The sequence below is a fragment of the Winogradskyella vidalii genome, from assembly GCF_013403955.1.
GTDB classification, from domain to species: Bacteria; Bacteroidota; Bacteroidia; order Flavobacteriales; family Flavobacteriaceae; genus Winogradskyella; species Winogradskyella vidalii.
This window is the reverse complement of sequence record NZ_JABFDG010000002.1, coordinates 195,197-214,024: the sequence shown is the minus strand read 5'-3', so window position 1 is coordinate 214,024 and position 18,828 is coordinate 195,197. Positions and strand designations below refer to the sequence as shown.

17 protein-coding genes and 1 pseudogene are annotated in these 18,828 nt (G+C 33.0%); 5 read left to right on the top strand and 13 right to left on the bottom strand.

Translation table 11 applies throughout. The features are described from left to right. Nucleotides 1–36: 36 nt before the first annotated feature. On the top strand, nucleotides 37–2,259 hold the full coding sequence (locus HM982_RS07775) for a TonB-dependent receptor (protein ID WP_179352580.1): 2,223 nt from the start codon (nucleotides 37–39) through the stop codon (nucleotides 2,257–2,259). Between the two features lie 194 nt (nucleotides 2,260–2,453). Here the strand turns inward: HM982_RS07775 and HM982_RS07770 are convergent, their stop codons facing one another. Then, entirely contained in the window at nucleotides 2,454–3,047 is a 594-nt protein-coding gene (locus HM982_RS07770; protein WP_179352579.1) for a nuclear transport factor 2-like protein, read from the bottom strand. 100 nt (nucleotides 3,048–3,147) lie between these two features. Between HM982_RS07770 and HM982_RS18500 the strand changes: the two are divergent. Next, nucleotides 3,148–3,312, top strand: a pseudogene (locus HM982_RS18500) (IS110 family transposase); the annotation flags it as partial. A 59-nt stretch (nucleotides 3,313–3,371) separates the two neighbouring features. On the opposite strand, the gene HM982_RS07765 reads toward HM982_RS18500, so the two are convergent. The 3 genes from HM982_RS07765 to HM982_RS07755 all read right to left on the bottom strand — a co-directional run bounded on the left by HM982_RS07765 (nucleotide 3,372) and on the right by HM982_RS07755 (nucleotide 7,879). Further along, nucleotides 3,372–5,657 (bottom strand): nSTAND3 domain-containing NTPase, encoded by a 2,286-nt coding sequence (locus HM982_RS07765; protein ID WP_179352578.1) that lies wholly within the window; start codon nucleotides 5,655–5,657, stop codon nucleotides 3,372–3,374. A gap of 110 nt (nucleotides 5,658–5,767) precedes the next feature. Beyond that, complete coding sequence (locus tag HM982_RS07760; protein WP_179352577.1) at nucleotides 5,768–6,820, bottom strand: type I restriction endonuclease; 1,053 nt, start codon at nucleotides 6,818–6,820, stop codon at nucleotides 5,768–5,770. A 351-nt stretch (nucleotides 6,821–7,171) separates the two neighbouring features. Next, entirely contained in the window at nucleotides 7,172–7,879 is a 708-nt protein-coding gene (locus tag HM982_RS07755; RefSeq protein ID WP_179352576.1) for a hypothetical protein, read from the bottom strand. A gap of 254 nt (nucleotides 7,880–8,133) precedes the next feature. On the opposite strand from HM982_RS07755, the gene HM982_RS07750 reads away from it, so the two are divergent. Beyond that, nucleotides 8,134–10,287: a S46 family peptidase gene (locus tag HM982_RS07750; protein ID WP_179352575.1), complete on the top strand. Its 2,154-nt coding sequence runs from the start codon at nucleotides 8,134–8,136 to the stop codon at nucleotides 10,285–10,287. 57 nt (nucleotides 10,288–10,344) lie between these two features. On the opposite strand, the gene HM982_RS07745 is transcribed toward HM982_RS07750, so the two are convergent. The 7 genes from HM982_RS07745 to HM982_RS07715 all read right to left on the bottom strand — a co-directional run bounded on the left by HM982_RS07745 (nucleotide 10,345) and on the right by HM982_RS07715 (nucleotide 15,202). Next, a complete protein-coding gene (locus tag HM982_RS07745; RefSeq protein ID WP_179352574.1) occupies nucleotides 10,345–10,509 on the bottom strand; it encodes a hypothetical protein in 165 nt (54 codons plus the stop codon). 120 nt (nucleotides 10,510–10,629) lie between these two features. Further along, entirely contained in the window at nucleotides 10,630–11,499 is an 870-nt protein-coding gene (locus tag HM982_RS07740; RefSeq protein ID WP_179352573.1) for a sugar phosphate isomerase/epimerase family protein, read from the bottom strand. 31 nt (nucleotides 11,500–11,530) lie between these two features. Then, nucleotides 11,531–12,250 (bottom strand): tetratricopeptide repeat protein, encoded by a 720-nt coding sequence (locus HM982_RS07735; protein WP_179352572.1) that lies wholly within the window; start codon nucleotides 12,248–12,250, stop codon nucleotides 11,531–11,533. A 222-nt stretch (nucleotides 12,251–12,472) separates the two neighbouring features. Continuing rightward, the gene (locus tag HM982_RS07730) at nucleotides 12,473–13,270 is read right to left on the bottom strand and encodes an anti-sigma factor (RefSeq protein WP_179352571.1); all 798 of its coding nucleotides are present in this window, start codon (nucleotides 13,268–13,270) and stop codon (nucleotides 12,473–12,475) included. Nucleotide 13,271: 1 nt separating this feature from the next. Further along, nucleotides 13,272–13,799 carry an RNA polymerase sigma factor gene (locus HM982_RS07725; RefSeq protein WP_179352570.1) on the bottom strand — a complete coding sequence of 176 codons (528 nt, stop codon included), beginning with the start codon at nucleotides 13,797–13,799 and terminating at the stop codon, nucleotides 13,272–13,274. Nucleotides 13,800–13,888: 89 nt separating this feature from the next. Beyond that, nucleotides 13,889–14,479 (bottom strand): superoxide dismutase family protein, encoded by a 591-nt coding sequence (locus HM982_RS07720; RefSeq protein ID WP_179352569.1) that lies wholly within the window; start codon nucleotides 14,477–14,479, stop codon nucleotides 13,889–13,891. 96 nt (nucleotides 14,480–14,575) lie between these two features. After that, nucleotides 14,576–15,202 carry a YceI family protein gene (locus HM982_RS07715; RefSeq protein ID WP_179352568.1) on the bottom strand — a complete coding sequence of 209 codons (627 nt, stop codon included), beginning with the start codon at nucleotides 15,200–15,202 and terminating at the stop codon, nucleotides 14,576–14,578. A 149-nt stretch (nucleotides 15,203–15,351) separates the two neighbouring features. Here HM982_RS07715 and hemN point away from each other — a divergent pair, with 149 nt between their 5' ends. After that, the gene (gene hemN / locus HM982_RS07710; protein ID WP_179352567.1) at nucleotides 15,352–16,716 is read left to right on the top strand and encodes an oxygen-independent coproporphyrinogen III oxidase; all 1,365 of its coding nucleotides are present in this window, start codon (nucleotides 15,352–15,354) and stop codon (nucleotides 16,714–16,716) included. Between the two features lie 108 nt (nucleotides 16,717–16,824). Further along, nucleotides 16,825–17,658: a universal stress protein gene (locus HM982_RS07705; RefSeq protein WP_179352566.1), complete on the top strand. Its 834-nt coding sequence runs from the start codon at nucleotides 16,825–16,827 to the stop codon at nucleotides 17,656–17,658. A 76-nt stretch (nucleotides 17,659–17,734) separates the two neighbouring features. Here the strand turns inward: HM982_RS07705 and HM982_RS07700 are convergent, their stop codons facing one another. Together HM982_RS07700 and HM982_RS07695 are read right to left on the bottom strand one after the other, a co-directional pair. Next, complete coding sequence (locus HM982_RS07700) at nucleotides 17,735–18,301, bottom strand: hypothetical protein (RefSeq protein ID WP_179352565.1); 567 nt, start codon at nucleotides 18,299–18,301, stop codon at nucleotides 17,735–17,737. A gap of 32 nt (nucleotides 18,302–18,333) precedes the next feature. Beyond that, a complete protein-coding gene (locus HM982_RS07695; protein ID WP_179352564.1) occupies nucleotides 18,334–18,822 on the bottom strand; it encodes a YqiA/YcfP family alpha/beta fold hydrolase in 489 nt (162 codons plus the stop codon). Nucleotides 18,823–18,828: the final 6 nt, after the last annotated feature.

The following is an 18,828-nucleotide window of genomic DNA, read 5'->3' as shown; positions in this document are numbered from 1 at the left end:
CACGAAGAAATTAAACCATAATCTTAAAACTTTAAAATGAAAAAGATCCGCATAATTAGCTTTATCTTGAGTTGTTTTGCATTAACTGCTTACAGTCAAAATTTAAAAGGTAGTGTTGAAAATGAATTAAATCAGCCTTTAGATGGCGCTTATATTTTTAACCTAGCCACAGAAACACATGCACATACCTCTGAAAATGGCGTTTTTGTAATTACCGACACAAAAATTGGAGACTCTATCAGAGTTGGGTTACTAGGGTACAAAACCAAAATTTTAGAAATAAAATCAATTGAAAATTTTAGAGTCACGCTTGAAGAAAAAACGTTTCAATTAGATGAAATGATGATTTCTGAAGCATTGAATACTGTAAGTACAATTTCGAGATTAGACTTAAATGTAACCCCTGTAAATTCTTCCCAAGAAGTATTGCGAAAAGTACCCGGCTTATTTATTGGGCAACATGCAGGTGGCGGAAAAGCCGAACAGATATTTCTTCGTGGATTTGATATTGATCACGGAACAGATATAGCACTTTCTGTAGACGGTATGCCTGTAAATATGGTGTCTCATGCGCATGGTCAAGGCTATAGTGATTTGCATTTTGTAATCCCAGAAACGGTCAATAAAATTGATTTTGGTAAAGGAGGTTATTACGCCAAAGAAGGTGATTTTAATACCGCAGGTTATGTGAATTTTAAGACCAAAGATTATTTAAAAGAAAGTGAAATCTCTTTCTCAGCAGGTCAGTTTAATTCTTTGAGAACGGTAGGACTATTTAATCTTATGGAAAACACGAACAATCAAAATGCCTATGTGGCTATGGAATATATTGCTACAGATGGTCCTTTTGAATCACCTCAGAATTTTAATCGATTAAATTTATTCGGAAAATACGTGATGTTTTCGCCAGAGAATGACAAATTAACCTTAACAGCATCACATTTTACAAGTCGTTGGGATGCTTCAGGACAAATACCACAGCGTGAGGTTGATAACGGAAATATTTCTAGATTCGGTGCGATTGATGATACTGAAGGTGGTGAAACAGAACGTACCAACCTTAATGTCACCTTCGATAAATATATTGACGATCAGACGACACTAAGTAGTAACGCTTTTTATTCGCATTATGCTTTTGAGCTGTATTCAAACTTTACGTTTTTCTTAGAAGATCCTATTAATGGCGATCAAATTTACCAAAAGGAAGACCGACAAATTTTTGGTGCTAATACTGCTATTTCACATCGCACCTATTTAGGCGATACCGAACTAACCCTTACTTCAGGTTTAGGTTTAAGACACGATATTGCTGATGATGTTGAGTTATCTCGAACCTTAAACCGCTCGACGACTTTAGAAAATATTCAATTAGGCGATATTAATCAAACTAATATTGATGCCTTTGTGAATGCCGAATTTGAATTTGGAAAACTGAAAATAGCGCCCGCTTTACGATTAGATTATTTTAAGTTTTTGTACAACGATGCACTTCAGACAAATTATGAAACCTTATCTGAAACGAAAACGATTCTTAGTCCTAAATTAAATTTCTTTTACAATGCCCAAGATAATTTACAGCTGTATTTAAAATCTGGATTAGGTTTTCATTCCAACGACACAAGAGTAGTAGTTGCCAATGGAGGTGAGGATATTTTACCGCGTTCTTATGGGGCAGATTTGGGTACGGTTTGGAAACCATTTCCAAAAGTGGTCGTGAATTCAGCTTTATGGTATTTATTTTTAGAACAAGAGTTTGTCTATGTTGGCGATGCCGGCATTGTGGAGCCAAGCGGAAAAACAAGACGTTATGGTTTAGATTTAGGTTTACGTTACCAAATGACCGATTGGTTATACTTGGATACAGATGCAACACTTACAAATGCAAGAAGTATTGATGATCCTGACGGGGAAAACTATATCCCTTTAGCACCAGATTTTACCTTAACGGGTGGTTTATCAGTCGATAATCTAAATGGGTTTTCTGGAGGGGTACGCTTTAGATATTTAGACGATAGAGCTGCTAATGAAGATAATTCTATTGTGGCTGAAGGGTATATGGTTACCGATTTTAACATCAATTATAAACTGAATAAGGTGACGCTTGGTTTGGCTATTGAGAATATGTTTGATGTGGATTGGAATGAAACACAATTTGCCACAGAATCGCGTTTGCAAAACGAAGCGCAGTCTGTGGAAGAAATTCATTTTACCCCAGGAACACCATTCTTTTTAAAAGGGACCGTAAGCTATAGGTTTTAAAGATGCAACGCCTTAGACTGTGGGGAAGCAGGCTGAGGTTTGTTGATTGATGACTAACAAGAAAGGTTAATTTAAGTTAGGGTTTAGATTAATCGTATCGTGAAGTTTTCATGATGTTTTTGAGTTTTTTTGTTAGGGAAAGCACCTGCTCGAGAGAGTGGGTGTTTTTTTATGCAGTACTTAACTATAACTGTTTATTCTGTGTTTGAATAGAGTTCAATAGCTTTTAAATATTTTACACCACCAACTACGGTTTGATCCTGTAGAAAGCCATTGAGTTCGGGGTGATTTTTATTAATCCAGTTGGTTAGCAGGCTTCTGTTTTTAAGAAATTTATCAAGGTGAAAAACTTCGTATGTCGTTCTTACAACATGTTTTATTTGATGATTATCAAATTGAATAGTTTCATACCAAACCATTGGCTCTTCATGAAGAAAAAGAAGTCTTGTATCTATTTTAGAAATTTTAGCTTTTACCGTATCGCCGTCTTGTTTTAGCTCTAGAACTTTGTAAGTCGGTTTAAACACGGCATCCCATATTAACCATTGAATATATCCCGCATTAGAAAACCGTTCTTCATAATTATCTTCTTGTTCTCTAATCACAATACTATCGCTAACCAAAGTGGTCATTGTAGCAGTGTCGGCAGTATTGAGCGCAGTATAGTAAGTTTTAGCGATTTTGAGTTGGTTAGTGTTGTTATCTGAAGTTTTGCAAGAAAGAAATCCTAAGGCCAACAACAAGAATAGCGTAAATAGCTTATGATGAGGTTTTAAATGATGGCTCATGATTTGGTGGTGTGGTTGAGCAACTAATTTAAGGAATAAAAAGGGAAAAGAAAACTAAGTAGGGTTTTGTGAGAAGACGAGAAGTAAGTGATTAATTATATACAACAAGGTGTGTAGAGATATTTATGAAAGAATAGTAGTAAAAATAAAGCGTAACATAGAATTAATAGCCGTGTGCAATAAGCTCTTAACACAGGCTTTTGCTATAGCAAAATCAGGTTTAATATATGATGATACATATAGAAGTACTTTAATGAAAAATTAGTGCATTTTTACTTGTTTTTTACCACAGTACTTTGTTGGCAACAGTTTTTTAAATTTACATTAGCGTTCAAAAATAGCATCAATATCATTTTCGGATGAGTAATCGCTAGTATAGTCTTCTGAATATCCATGGTCATCATCATAATCAAGGTTTTCTAAATAAGAAATAGCCATACCTTCTATATCTAAATTTGATATAACTTCTGAAGAACTAACATAAATTTTTTCTAAAGTAGATTGATTAAAATCTTCTAAAAATAAATCTATATTTTGTTGTATTTCATTTTCAATTGATTTGGTGTCAATATCTAGGTCAGGTGTTCCATCTGGATAGTAGTTATTATTAATGTGATTTCTGAAATCAATATCTAAATCATTATTCTTTACCATCTCTTCCATAAAATATGATATATATTCTTCTATTACAGATATTAAATACGTGTCATATATGTCAAAAGCATCAACGAAATTCATCAAATCTCTTAATGTTTCTTCATCTATAAAGTCTTCCGTAAAACGGTATAAGAATAAAAAATCTTTAAGTTCTATTTTGGGCTCAAATTCTGTTAAAATTAATAATAATTCAGATAGTTTATTTCCCCAAGGTTGTTCTGTGTTTACTAATGTTTTCAGAAATTTTTCTATTCTGGTATTTACATTAATATTTGAAATATCTAAATCTGTAATTTGAATTAAGAAATCCCAATTTTGATTTTCCAATTTTTTCTCAAAAAAATAGTCAAATAAATTTTCTTGAATTTTCATTAAACAATCACGAGTAATCTTGTTGTTTGTAAAAATAGATTTTGTGTATAACAAGGATGTTTCAGTTTCTAGAGACTTTAAAACATTTGAAATTAATTCACTTTCATTTGAATAACAACTAATTATGAAATCTGCAATTGATGGATTAAAAAGAACATACTCATATTTGTTATTATCTAATCTGTTTCTATTCAACATTGATTTTGTAGCTAATTTTCTAACAGCTTCAAAACTTTTATCAGATTGGTCTCCCATGTTTATTGGGTGAATTTTGAGAAAGATATTATATGAACGCCTTAGCTCTTCTTCTGATATTTTACCATTATTATAAACCGTGAGATATACTAATGCTCTAACTGAATCATCTGTTTGATTCTGAAAATAATCTGCCCATATATCTTCTGGTTCCTCTAAGTTTTTTTTGATATAATTCCAGTAATTTTCAGGATTGATTTTATTTACTCTTATGCTGTCTGTTACGAACTCTATTATTCTAGGATTAAAGTTCCTATGTTCTATGATATCATTGTATCTTTTATTTGCATATATTTTGTCTATATAAATTTTATCTAAATTTGAATGAAAAATATGGTTGTATAAAATTTTGGCTTTGTCGATACTTGTTAAATTTTCGACTTTGAGTAAAAATTCATTATCTCTGATTTTTCCATTTTGAAATTTATGGCTTAATCGATATGCTTTATTTAAAATAGTTGTTCTAGATGTTAGGATAAATTTTTTAGAATTATCTTTAGAGACTCTATTTATAAATTTAACAATATGTGAATCCTTCTTGTTATTTATAGCATCATATAAATTACTACCTAAAAAATCATCACAGTAAAATAAAATTTTCTTTTTTTCTCTTTCTCTAAATATGCTTTCAGCTTCAGAGATGTTTTCTTCGACATCACAAAACTCATATCCTTTCGCAGTATAAAATAATGCTAAGTTATCGGCAAGAGTAGTTTTTCCAATTCCTGGTTCTCCAGTCATTATTACGACATTACTTTCTTCTAAAATTTGTAATCCCTTATTATGATTTTCTGTAATAGCATATTTGTATGCTTTTTCTTCAATATCACGAATTGTACTTTCACTTCTCCCTTTAATGGCATTATTATAAATAAAATCTAATACAGATGTACTAGTAATCCATAATTTAAAATTTTGTTCAACAACGTCTTGATTTTCTTTTTTGGATAAAAAATCGTTTAAATCTTCTTTTCCGAAAATATCATCTTCACGAAGGATATATGGATTAAATAAATCTTTAATTTCTTTTTTATTTTTTCTTGATAATTTTTGTGAAGTGATAAAAATATATCGAGAAGGTTTAAGTTTTTCTACTTTAGCCTTTTCCTCTGAATTTAATTTAGAAATAAGCTGACTATATGGTGTTTCAACATAGTGTTTACATTGAATTATTCCTTCTCTTTTACCGAGCCAGAATCTTCCATCAACACCACCATCTCTTCCAGATTTAAAAGTTTCAACACGCTTATTAAATATTTTCTGAATTATAGAGGCACCTAATAATTCAAACTCTCTATCATTTAGTTTAGAGTAATCATATTCCATGTTTTTACTTATGTTTTTTAATAGACGCGTGTTGTCTCAAATTGTTGCCAACAAATATATAATCACCCCAATAGCTTTGTTAAGAGCTTTCCGTAAAATAGGTAAAATTCTTATTCCATAGTATAATTTTCAACTGTTTTTAATAATTGTTTTTCAAAGTTGTAGATGTCATCAATAGAATTTATTGGCGTTTTTATTTCTTTTTTATGCTCATCAAAAATGCTGATGTACTTGTTTCCGCCATTTAAATGCAGTCGGCAAAGTGGTTTACGATTGTTGTCATCTAATAAAATTCCAAAATAAGACTGGGTATCTCTAGACACAATTCTTTCTTTAGATAACTTTCGTCTCAAAATAGCAACCACAATTTGGTAGCCTTCTAATTCTTCCTCTGTTGTTTCAATTTTGCTTTTTGGAGCCTCTTCAATCTGTTCTACTTTTTGTTTTTCTTCTTCTTTATTTAAAGCAGCATTGAGTCTGTCGTTTACTCTCTCACTTATAATCTGCGTAAAGGCTTTATTGACAATATCTGTAAATTCGTCCATAACATTTGCGGTAAGTCTTCCGTTATAGGCTCTATTGGCAAATAATCGTACAAAATCTTGTGAAGGCGACAGAAGTTCTTGGTCTATGAGCTGCTTTATTTCTCTGGTGTATTTTAGGTTACTGGCATTATCTACGATTTTGGAAACATCAAATTTCGATTTATGGAATTTCTCAATTTCTTTTGCTGTACTTTCCTTGAGGTTTATAATATCAAATTCTAAAAATGGCTTTTCATCCATTTTGTTGGTCTCTTCTAAATCAGTATAAAATCTATAGGTAATTCCATTGGTTAAGAGTGCGAATCTTGTTTTTGTAACATGAAAGTATCTAAATAATTGGGAGTTGTGAACGTTTAAATCTTGTTTCCAATTTTTACATTCTACAATTAAAATTGGAGCGCCATTTTGAAAAATAGCATAATCGACTTTCTCGCCTTTTTTCAGTCCTAAATCAGCAGTAAATTCAGGAACAACCTCTGTAGGATTAAATGCATCATAGCCTAGTATATTTATAAACGGAAGCGTAAAAGCATGCTTTGTACTTTCTTCTGTTTCAATCTGATCTTTTAATTGTTCAACTTTATTTGCAAGTCCTTTGAGTTGGTTATATAATTCCATGACATTTACATTTAACTACTGTTTTGTAGTGGGTTAGGTAGTAAATGTATTAAATCATCCCCAAGCTCTTTTACGGGATTCCTCAATTCGGGAATTATTTTTTATAAGAGTTACAGCTTTAGTTTTGATGTGTAGAAAATTGATGGCCAAATTGATAAAGAATAAAGCCCTGTTTTTCTCTAGCGAATAGATGTCTTGTCTTTAAGGAATTAGGTGACAAGGCGTCGATTAGATGTGTTCTACTTTGCAAAGCGATTGTTATAAACGCAAAATGGACACTTTCCAAAACAAGAAGTGTCCATTTCTTTTATACTATTAGAAAAGCAAACAAACGCTATTCATTCATTTTTCTTAAAATGAAAAATTTATTCCAAGATTTACAGAGTATCCATAATCAAATTCATCGAAGTTTGAGATGCCGCCCCCATTACCAGCTAAATTTATTCCAAACAAATTACTTATTTGAAATTGGTAACCTAGTTTAAATCCAAGATATGCACTAAAATCTGAAGAAGTGGCGTAATAATAGTAATAGTCTGAATAAACCCAGTCAAATAGACCTAAGCCTAATGAAGGCCCAAAATAAAAACCTTTTCCTTCTTTACTTGTGTAAAACTTTAAGTTGGCTCCAGCAGTATAACCAACCACGCCATCAGCATTAAAATAAATGCTAATTGGAAATTCTATTCCTCTAGACCCATCGTCATTAATTGTTTCATAAGAAATAGAAGTGGGACCATTTTCGCCTATAGCTAATAAATCTAAATTTATTCTGTTTTTTCTAAAATCGCTATTCGTATTTTTCGATGTAGTAGCCTCATTACTTTTTTTAAACATCTGATGCGAGCCATTCTCATAAACTATCATATTAATTTTAGAAACTCCAACTTCAAATGTAGGCCCTGTCTGATTGTCAAATTTTTTATATTGAATATTGGATTCTGATACAACTAATACTTTGGCCTCAACAGTAGAACCATCGTTAAAATAAATTTTGTCTTGTGCGCTTAAAGCCCCTGCCATTAATAACAATGTGAATACAATTAAATTTTTTTTCATTTTTAATAATTAGTTATTTTACCTACTTCCATTTAGAGTCGCTTTTCGGTTTATTCTGACTTCAATTCTTATTGACAAGAGCAAAAGTATTTAAGCAAGGTTAAATTGTTTTACGGCTTTCCGTAATCTGGACAACTATTTTTAAATTCCTAGATTCTCCACTTAAATTAACCCGCTTTTAACATATAGAGCTCCCTTACTAAAACATATATTTCAGTACTTTTATCGCTTCATAAAAAACAAACAATCTAAACATGAAGAAAACAGTTTTAACAATTATTGTCTTTATTATTTCATTCTCGTCAGTAATGGCCAATGAAGGCATGTGGTTTTTAATGCATATTGAGCGCTTAAACCATCGCGATATGCAAAAAATGGGCTTACAATTAACCCCTGAAGAAATCTATAGTATCAATAATCAAAGTTTAAAAGATGCTATTGTACAATTTAATGGCGGTTGTACAGCGAGTATCGTATCAGATAGCGGTTTGGTATTAACCAACCATCACTGTGGTTACAGTGCTATTGCAGAATTATCTACAGAAGAACAAAACCATTTAAAAAATGGATTTTGGGCAGGTTCTTTAGAAGCTGAAATGAAACCAGAAAGTTTATATGTACGCTTTTTTGTAAGAATGGATGACGTTTCTGAACGTATGTTAGCGCAAGTTAATGACAGCATGAGCGAAAAAGAACGCCAAGCAGCGCTTAATAAAGAAATTGCTAAAATTGAAAAAGAAAATAGTGAAGATGGTAAGTACACCGTTTCAGTACGTTCTTTTTATCAAGGTAATGAATTTTACTACTTTGTTTACGAAGATTATAAAGATGTACGTTTGGTTGGAACGCCTCCAGAAAGCGTAGGGAAATTTGGTGGTGATACTGATAACTGGGAATGGCCAAGACATACAGGTGATTTTTCATTATTTAGAGTTTATGCTGATGAAAATGGGAAGCCTGCAGATTATTCTACAGACAACGTACCATTAAAAGCAAAATACCACTTACCAGTAAGTATTGATGGGGTTAAGGAAGATGATTTTGCAATGATTTTAGGTTATCCTGGTCGTACCAACCGTTGGATGCCAGCATCTGGGGTAGAACAGAATGTAAATTATGCGTATCCTGCTTGGGTTGAAGGTTCAAAATTAAGCATGGATGTCATGAAAAAATACATGGATGCCGATGAGTCTGTTAACTTAATGTATGCCTCGTCTTATGCAAGTATCGCTAACTATTGGAAAAATAGAGGCGGTATGATTACAGCGCTTACGGAACATAAAACCGTAGAGAAAAAGCGTAAAACGGAATCTAAGTTTGATAAATGGGCGAATAAAAAAGCGAATAAAGCAGCTTATGGCAATGTGATTGAAAACATCAACAATTACTATGCGCTTACCAACGAAAAAGCAAAGCAAGACAATTATTTAATTGGCATGTTACGTTCTAGTAAATTTGCAGTGTTACCTTATAGAATTGGTTCTGCATTTAAGCAATACTTAGGGGCTAATGAAGCCGAACGTAAAAATCTTAAGCCAAGATTAGAAGCTTTTATCGAAGATTCTTATAAAGACTTTTATTTGCCCTTAGAAGAGGAAGTTTTAGCGAAACAATTGGGCTTATTAGCTTCAAAATCTAATTATGCTTTACCAGAATTAGTTGCTGAAGTTGGCGCAAAATACGACAATGATTTTTCAGCTTATACTGAAGCTATTTTCGATTTAAGTATGTTTACGACTAAAGAAGGTGCTTTAGCATTTTTAGAGTATCCAGATGAAGCTCGTTTAGAGAGTGATCCATTACTTAAATTATCGAATGAATTATTAGATAAGTACAGAGAAAAGCCTGAAGATTTAGAGCAGCCAACAAACGATTATGAAGCGTCGTTTAGATTATTGGTAAAAGGCTTACGTGAGTCTGGTTTAAGTGCTATTCAATATCCTGATGCGAATTCTACCTTGAGATTATCTTACGGAAAAGTGCGCGCTTTACCAGCAGATAAAAGAAATGATGCTAACGAAAACAACTATACCACGTTTAAAGGTATGATTGCTAAATACAAGCCTAACGATAGTGAGTTTGATTTAGAGCAAAAAATGTTAGATAGTTATGAGAAGAAAGATTACGGGCGTTATGCCAATGAATACGGTCAGTTATCTATAAACTTCTTAACCGATAATGATATAACAGGAGGTAACTCGGGGTCGCCTGTCGTTAACGGAAAAGGCGAGTTAATTGGTTTAGCTTTTGACGGTAATATTGAAGCTATGGCTGGAGATGTGATCTTTGATAAAGATTTACAACGTACCATTAATGTGGATATTAGATATGTACTTTGGTTAATTGATAAATACGCTGGAGCTAAACATATTGTTGACGAGTTGACTATTGTTTCGGGAGCGAAATAATTAAATAATTATACAGCATAAAAAAGCGACCTGAATTTCAGGTCGCTTTTTTTGTTTTTAATCGCGGGGTAGTGGTGGCGGTGGAAGCTTTGGTAATTCTGAATTTTTGGATTCTAAATTAATGTCTTCCATTTTAGATTTTGTAACGGTAGTGATGTTATCCACTAAAATATTCTCACGGTCTATAAATCTAATTAATTTGAGCGTAGGATGTAAAAACAAAAATTATAAAGCTAAGGGCGAAGCGGTGTTTTTTTAAGTCATAAGTGATGTATATTAATAATTTTTAATCATTCGTTTACGTTACTTCAATTCATAAACCACCTCGATATTTTCTGTTTCCTATTTGAATTTAGAATTAAACAGTTCTATGCCTTTAATATTTCGAGCCAGTACGTTTTGAACATCTTCTGTTTTAATGTGTCCAATAATTCCCCATGGCCCATTGTAGCCCTCATCTATCAAACTTTTAATCATTTCGTATTCATAATCACCATTCCCAATGGTTAAAATTTCAGGCCCTTCTTTTTTTATACCATTCAAATTTACATAGGATAAATAGGGCTTAATTTTTTTTATAATTTCAGGAAATTCGTCCACGTATTCATGAGCATGATGAAAGTTGTATACCATGGTTATAGATGGATTATTCAATTGTTTTAGGATTTCTAATTGGTTATGAGGATTCCCAAACCAACCGCGATGATTGTAAATTGCGAGTTCACAACCAGACTCATCTGCTTTCTTCTTTATAAATTTAAGCATCTCCACAGACAATTCTAATGCTTGTTCTTGGTCTTTTTCCTCGAAGAAATTATTACTTAAGCTAACCCATATTACAGGCTTTTGTTTTACTTTTTTTAGCTTACTAAGTAGTTCCTGATTTGCAGGACTCAATTTGCCAATAGTATCTCTTTTGGAATTTAACCAAAGAAACACGGAAGTGATTTCGATGTTATTTTCGCTAGCGAGTTTGAATTCTTCAATCATTGTACTCAAGTCGCCGTTGCCTTTGTTTAAACCATATTTTGTAAACCCCATCTCGTTTAACATTGCAATGCGTTCTTGCGGTGTTCTATTTAAGGCATCAAATCCTAATATGGCCCATGGAGAAACTTCTTTAGTATTAATAGAATATTCAACGGTGCTCTTACAAGACGATAGAAAGACTAAAACAAGAACTAATAGGTGCGTTTGGATTAGGTTTTTCATAATGCTTTTGATTTTGGATTATTGGTTTGCATCAATCTCTATCATTTTCAATTAATGCTTTTAATCGAATAATATTATCGTTTTCATAGCCTCCCTGTACTTTGTCTAAATAAGCTTTAATTTCTTTATCGGCGCTTTCCATTTGCCTATTTAATATTAGAGACTCAATAAATAATTCGTAATCTACAGGAACTTTATGAGTGCTTTTCATAGCTATTGTTGCTTCGTTTAGCGCTTGTTGAAACCGTCCTGTATCTATTAGAATTTTTATTAAAACTCTTCTAGGTGCCGTTTCATAATTTACATACTTATCAACTTTTGAAATTTTAACATCAAAGTACTCCTTCAAAATTTCTTCAGCTTTTTCTATGTCACCAGCTTTGTAAAAACTTTCGGCGCATTCAGCCCAACTTTGTGGCGAAATTCCCATACCATATTTTCCTTCAGGGTTATCTCTTAGTGCAGATAATTTTAAATCTGCACTTGACTTTAAATCACCAAGTCCAGATAAAACCCTTGAATACCAATTTTTGGCTCCAGGATATTCAGGATTTAATTGTAATAATTTTTTAAAATCATTAATCGCTAAATGATCCTTGTCAATATTGAGATAGGCCATGGCTCTTTCAAAATAAGCGCGGTCATAATCCGGATTTGAATTTACTATTTCTGTGCAAATATCAATTGCCTTTTGATACTCTTCATTGTCTGAATAGTCAATTGCTCTTATGATTTCGGTATCTAAAGTCATATGTTTTTGGGTGGTTTTTCAAATTACAGACAGCGCTACCTAGCATTATTTTTAGCATCATTATCCTAACTGTAAATATTTGGATGTAATGATATACAGATAAGTGTCTTGACTAAAACTAATTAAAATAAATGATTTTATTGTCTATAATGGCATATTTAAGCATAAAAAAACACCATGATTTAATCAGGTGTTTTTATGGTTGTTAAAGTAAATTTTATGTTAGGATGAAGGATTTACGACACCAAGGGTATAAAGCTGATCCATAGTTGGAGTAGGGCTGCCCCCTTCCTGTTCTAAAGTAATACCGAAAGCTTGACTTTCATTAGCATTGGCAATCGTAAATATTTTATTATCATCAATTTCAAAATTATCAATCGTACCTAAACTTGTTGGTGTCAATGGGTCTAAGGTTAGCGACCATACCTGCCAAACCTTGCCAACTGGCGCATTAGGTAAACCTGCAGCATCTAAGTATATGGTGTTGTCTGCTTTGTTCCAATACACCTTAGCATAGCTGGAGGCGAAATCCCCTTGTCCGCCAAGCGGTACTTCTATAATATCTCTATCTCTAATGACATTGAGTAGATTTTTAGTGGCAGCTAAATCTGTTCTGGCATCTTCAATTTGTGTTTCTAAATAGCGATTTTCTAAATTTGCAGATTCAATATGCTGTTCTAATTCTGTGTTTTGGTTTAAGGTCCAAAATAATCCTGTTCCCAATAAAATTGATGCAGCCCAACCGGTATAAGCAATCCAATTAGAAGGCCTAGGTTTTAGCTTTATAACTTCGTTCTGTTCATCAGCATTTATTCGCTCTTCTATAGAGTTAAATCCTTTGGCATTTGGAGACACTGCAGCAGTTAGCTTAACCACAGCAGATTCAATTTCTATCACTTCCTGTAGCAGCTCTGGGTGCTGTTTTAATAAATTATAAATCTCTTGGTTTTCTGTTTCTGAAAGTTGACCAGCGACATATAATTCTAATATTCCCGATGCTATGTATGTATTTATATCCATATTACAATACCATATCTCTTAATTGTTGAATACAATTTCGATTTCGTGTTTTAACTGTGCCAATGGGCATTTGTAATTCCTCCGAAGCTTCTTTTTGAGTGAAACCTTTAAAATAAAGCAATTCTATTACCGCTTTACATTTTTCGCCTAAATGTGTCACAAACGTTTTAATACCAATGGCATCTGTGCTATCATCTAAATTATCATGACCTGCAATTATATCTACGAAATAATCGGCATTAAGGTTTTGTCGCGATTGCTTAAAGGCTTTAGATCGTGTTTTGTCAATTGCTGCATTGCGTGCAATATTGAGAATCCATGTAAAAAATCGGCCTTTTTTAGAGGAGTAGCTATCTGATTTATGCCATGCCTTTATAAAAACATCCTGCATCAGCTCATCTGCAATGGCAGTATCCTTAACGATATTATAGACAACTCCATGAATACTTTTGCTATACATGCCATAGAGTTGCCTAAAGGCATCTTGGTTTTTATCTTGAAACTGTTTTATAAGTCTTTCTAATTCCATTAAATGCGATTTGATTTAGAAGTTTTCGCAGAAATGGGGAAGCAAATCACCGCAATTGTTCTAACAATTAAATATTGTAATAATAGTTATTATTCTATAATTCCAGCACAACCAATACGAGCACCAGCAGCTCCTGTAGGCTGTGTTACTAAATCATCTTCTCCAATGTGTACAATAATAGCTTTACCTAAAACATCTTTAGTCTCATCTTCACAGCCAATGCACCATTCATCTGTCATTTTTGAAATGGTTGCACGGCCATTAGCATCGGCTACCAAGTTACCAATATCACCTTTGTGGTAACCCGCTTCATCACCCCAAGCGCCATGTGGTTGACCTGTAGGATTCCAGTGGCCTCCAGAAGATGTACCATCATCAGCAGAGCAATCTGCTTTTTCATGAATATGTATCGCATGTTTACCTTCTTCTAAACCGGTAATAGTGCCAACCATAGTGACCATATTATCACTCTCAGAAAAATTGATAGACCCTTCAACATTACTACCATTTTTGGGAGCTAATGTAACGGTCAGTTTCTTTTCGTTAGGAGTCATGTCTTCAGTCATTACAGGTTCTGTTTCAACGACTGTTGCAGGGGCTTCTTTTTCTTTGTTACTGTCTTTGCAAGCTGTAGCAAATACAACAGTAAAACAGATAACTATTAATCTTAATTTGTTCATAATTTTATTTATTTAATAATTTAGAACAAAGTAAAGCCGTTACCAAAACTGGATTAACGCAATCCCTAATTATATTAACTTTTTTACTACAGGCTGTTATTTGTCACGAAGGTAGATGCTGATTTCAATAGCAACATCTTCCCATGTTTTACTAACACCATCAGGTCCCTTATGCAAATCAAAACAAACTTTATTAAGTGCTTCTAATGCACCTAATGCATTCCAATCTCCTAACTGTATTTGCCCCTTCATTTTTACGCGTCTTTCATCAGTAAAAGTAACATCTAAAGGTATGTCTGCTGTAATTTCATTCATTGTAATCGTTGCAAAATACTTATCGTCAGCATATTTAAGCGTTCCTTTTAAAATTTCGCTACTCAATAATGCGCCAAAGAAGGCTGTTTTCAATGTTGCATCTCTAGCTTCGTCTTTGGTAGATAAACTACTAATAGGAATCATGAAATCTAAATTATTTAAAGCTTCTTCTGGAGTAGCGCCTTCTTTTGCATTAAATTTTAATGCAGTAAAACTACCTTTAACGGGTACTTTATCTGTGGTTTTATAAGCTTCCCAGGATACTGTGGTTGCTTCAGGCTTAACGACATATTTAGTAGTGTTTTCAGTCGTTTCTACTTCTACTTCTTTTTCTTTTTTTTCGTCTTTACAAGAGGTGAAAACTAAGGCTGTAATAGCTAATACAGCTAAGAATTTTGTGCTTTTCATGTTGGGTTTTATTTTTTAGTAAATTTAGATATATAAATGGTATCGTGCAAGACCTATAAGTATTCTTCAAAGAGATAATTTAGGCTTATGACAAATATCATATTTTAACCCTAGCGATTGCACTAATTTTGAGCGCTAGTATAATAGGTATGAGTCAATCGCTAATCAATAAATATAATGTTGCAGGGCCTCGGTATACGAGTTATCCAACAGTTCCGTATTGGAATCTTGAGACCTTTTCTCTAGCACAGTGGAAAGCATCTTTAAAGCGTTCGTTTAAAGAAAGTAACGCTTCAGAAGGTATTAGTTTGTACATTCATTTACCATTTTGCGAAAGTTTATGCACCTTTTGCGGTTGTCATAAAAGGATTACAAAACGTCACGAGGTAGAATCACCATATATTGAAGCTGTTTTAAAAGAATGGCGTCTTTATGTTGAGTTGTTGGGATGTAAACCTAAAATTAAAGAATTACACCTTGGCGGTGGAACACCAACATTTTTTTCGCCTCAACACCTTGAAGTATTAATTTCGGGGCTTTTAGATCAGGCTGAATTAGCAGAAGATTATGAGTTTAGTTTTGAAGGCCATCCTAATAATACCACAGAAGCTCATCTCTTAACATTGTTTAATTTAGGATTTAGACGTGTGAGTTATGGGGTTCAAGATTATAATCTCCGTATTCAGAAAGCCATTAACCGCGTACAACCTTTTGAAAACGTTAAGCGAGCTACAGATTTAGCTCGTAAAATAGGTTACACCTCAGTTGGTCATGATATTATTTTTGGCTTACCATTTCAAACCGAAGCCGATGTTATTGAAACCATTGCTAAAACAAAAGCATTAATGCCAGATCGTATTGCATTTTATAGCTATGCACATGTCCCATGGATTAAAGGTAATGGACAGCGTGGTTTTAGTGATGCTGATTTACCAACACCAGAATCTAAGCGTCAACAATACGAAACAGGGAAACTGCAGTTTGAAAAAGCAGGGTATGTAGAGATTGGGATGGATCATTTTGCGCTAAAAAATGATTCTCTTTATAAAGCCATGGAAAATAAAACGATGCATCGTAATTTTATGGGCTATACAGCTTCTAAGACACAAGCGATGATTGGTTTGGGCGTGTCTTCAATCAGTGATAGTTGGTATGGTTTTGCTCAAAACGTAAAGTCTATTAAGGAATATTATGACTTGTTAGAACAAGATATTATTCCGGTATTTAAAGGTCATATTCTCAATGCTGAAGATTTAACCATCAGAAAACACATTCTTAACCTGATGTGTAATTTTGAAACATCATGGCAATCTGACAATTTGGTATTTACTGAATTAACAGAAGTGCTTATAAAATTAAAAGAATTTGAATTGGATGGGTTACTTCAATTTGAATCTAAACAAGTGATTGTAACCGAAAAAGGAAAACCATTTATAAGAAATATATGTATGGCTTTTGATGTGTTGTTACAACGAAAAAAACCGAATACAAAGTTGTTTTCAATGACGATTTAAATACCTATAATATAGATTAAACCATAATAAAGAATTAACCGTTCATAGCTAAAACAGTCATCCTGTTTTAAAGTTGAAATATAGTTAAGAACATAGAAAAATAATCCGATGAATAAAATAATTGTACCAGTAGATTTTTCAGAGCATTCAGAGTTTGCACTTGAGGCAGCAGCAGGATTAGCTCAGAAATTTGGGGCCGAACTCATTGTTTTGCATATGTTAGAACTGTCTAATGCGGTTTTATCATCTGCAAGTGAAGCATTGAATCAAGAAGCAGTTTTTTATTTAAAACTGGCTGAACAAAAATTTGAAGCCTTTTTAGATAAACCTTATTTAGAAGGAATTAAGGTGAACCCAATTGTTAAACACTTTAAAGTGTGGAGTGAGGTCAATAATGTAGTTAAAGAACTTAATGCTAGTCTTGTTGTTATGGGCTCGCAAGGTGCTAGTGGAATAAAAGAAGTGTTGATAGGGTCTAACACCGAAAAAGTAGTGAGACACGCAGATGTCCCAGTGTTGGTGATTAAGCATAATCCTATTCTGCTGGATTTTGAAAATGTAGTTTTTGCCTGTGATTTTTCTGAAGAAACAGTGCAACCTTATTTAAAAGCTAAAGATACGTTTAGTAAGCTTGGTGCTATAATGCATTTAGTATATGTGAATTCTCCTGATGGAAACTTTAAAAGTTCTTCTGAAATAGATAAAAAAATCACTAACTTTTTAAAGAAAGCCGAAGGTGATTTAGATAACCTAAATGCCATTAATGTTGTTTCAGATTATTCCATTGAAAAGGGCATACTCAATTTTGCTAATGTAATTGGTGCCGATCTTATTGCTGTTGCCACACATGGAAGAAAAGGCTTATCGCATTTCTTTGAAGGTAGTGTATCAGAAGATATTGCTAATCACTCAACTTTACCTGTGATGACTTTTAAAATATAATATTCGATGTTGATATTGGTTAGTGTTTTATGACATCGTTTAAAACGTCAAAGAGATTTTTTCTTTGGCGTTTTTTTTATTTAAAACGGTAACCAATTCTTAAATGAAGATTTAAGCCGAGTATATTTTCATCCTTTATATACACATTTTCTTCTTTAAAAAAATGAAGAAAGCCTAAGCCAATACCTGCTTCGTAATTAAAGTGCTGACCTATATTTCGTTTTATTCCCCAAGTTGGAATAATTGATATATCACTAATAAAATTTAAATAATTTGGTACAGAGCCTATAACAAGATCAGGATGATAAGTTGTTTTTATGGAAATAAAATTACCACTATTTCCATCTATTCGTCGCGATTTAGACACTCTTTTCTTTAGGTTGTAATACCATCTAGGCTCAATAGTTAATGCAGGTATTAAAATAAAATGAGATCCCTCTTCAAAATTTTCGTTAAATGCTCCTGCATCTAATCCTATTTCACTTCGTAAAGCTATAGAATTTGAAAGTTTAGATTCCTGATGTCCCCAAAGACCTAAAACACCAGTTTGTATTCCAAAAGTTGATTTTTCTACACTGGTATCTTGTGCAGTTGCAATTAGGATAGAAGCTCCAAAAAAGAATGTAAAAAGAATGTTTTTCATTTGAGTAAAGGGTATAAGAATAAAATGAGTAATTAGAGTTGGTTAAAAAAGGCTTCAACTTCCGCTTTAAAAACAGCTATAGGAATGCGATGTGCTAAATGGTTTCTTAAATGAATATATATGTTCGGTTGTAAGTCAACAGTATCAGCTATAAATTGAAGACTGTCTTTTGCACTTACAACATCGTCTTCTGTTCCTAAAACGATATGTTTAACCGGACTTGTTTGATGTGCAAATTCTGGAATATGCTGCTCAACGGGACGTTTTGCTAATGCAGGATTAAATAATAAAGCCGGACATTGAAAGTGGTTAGATACATAATAACCCGCAAAACCACCCATACTGCTTCCCATAACCACATTAAAAGTTATATCAGAACACGATGTAATGATTTCAGAAATACTATTTGGCGCATTTTCATAATCTATTGAAGGTGCAACGACCTTTCCGTACTGTTCTAAAATCAATCGTTTTTCGGGGCTTAAACTGCTGTTTAAACCATGTATGTATAAAATATTCATGAAGTT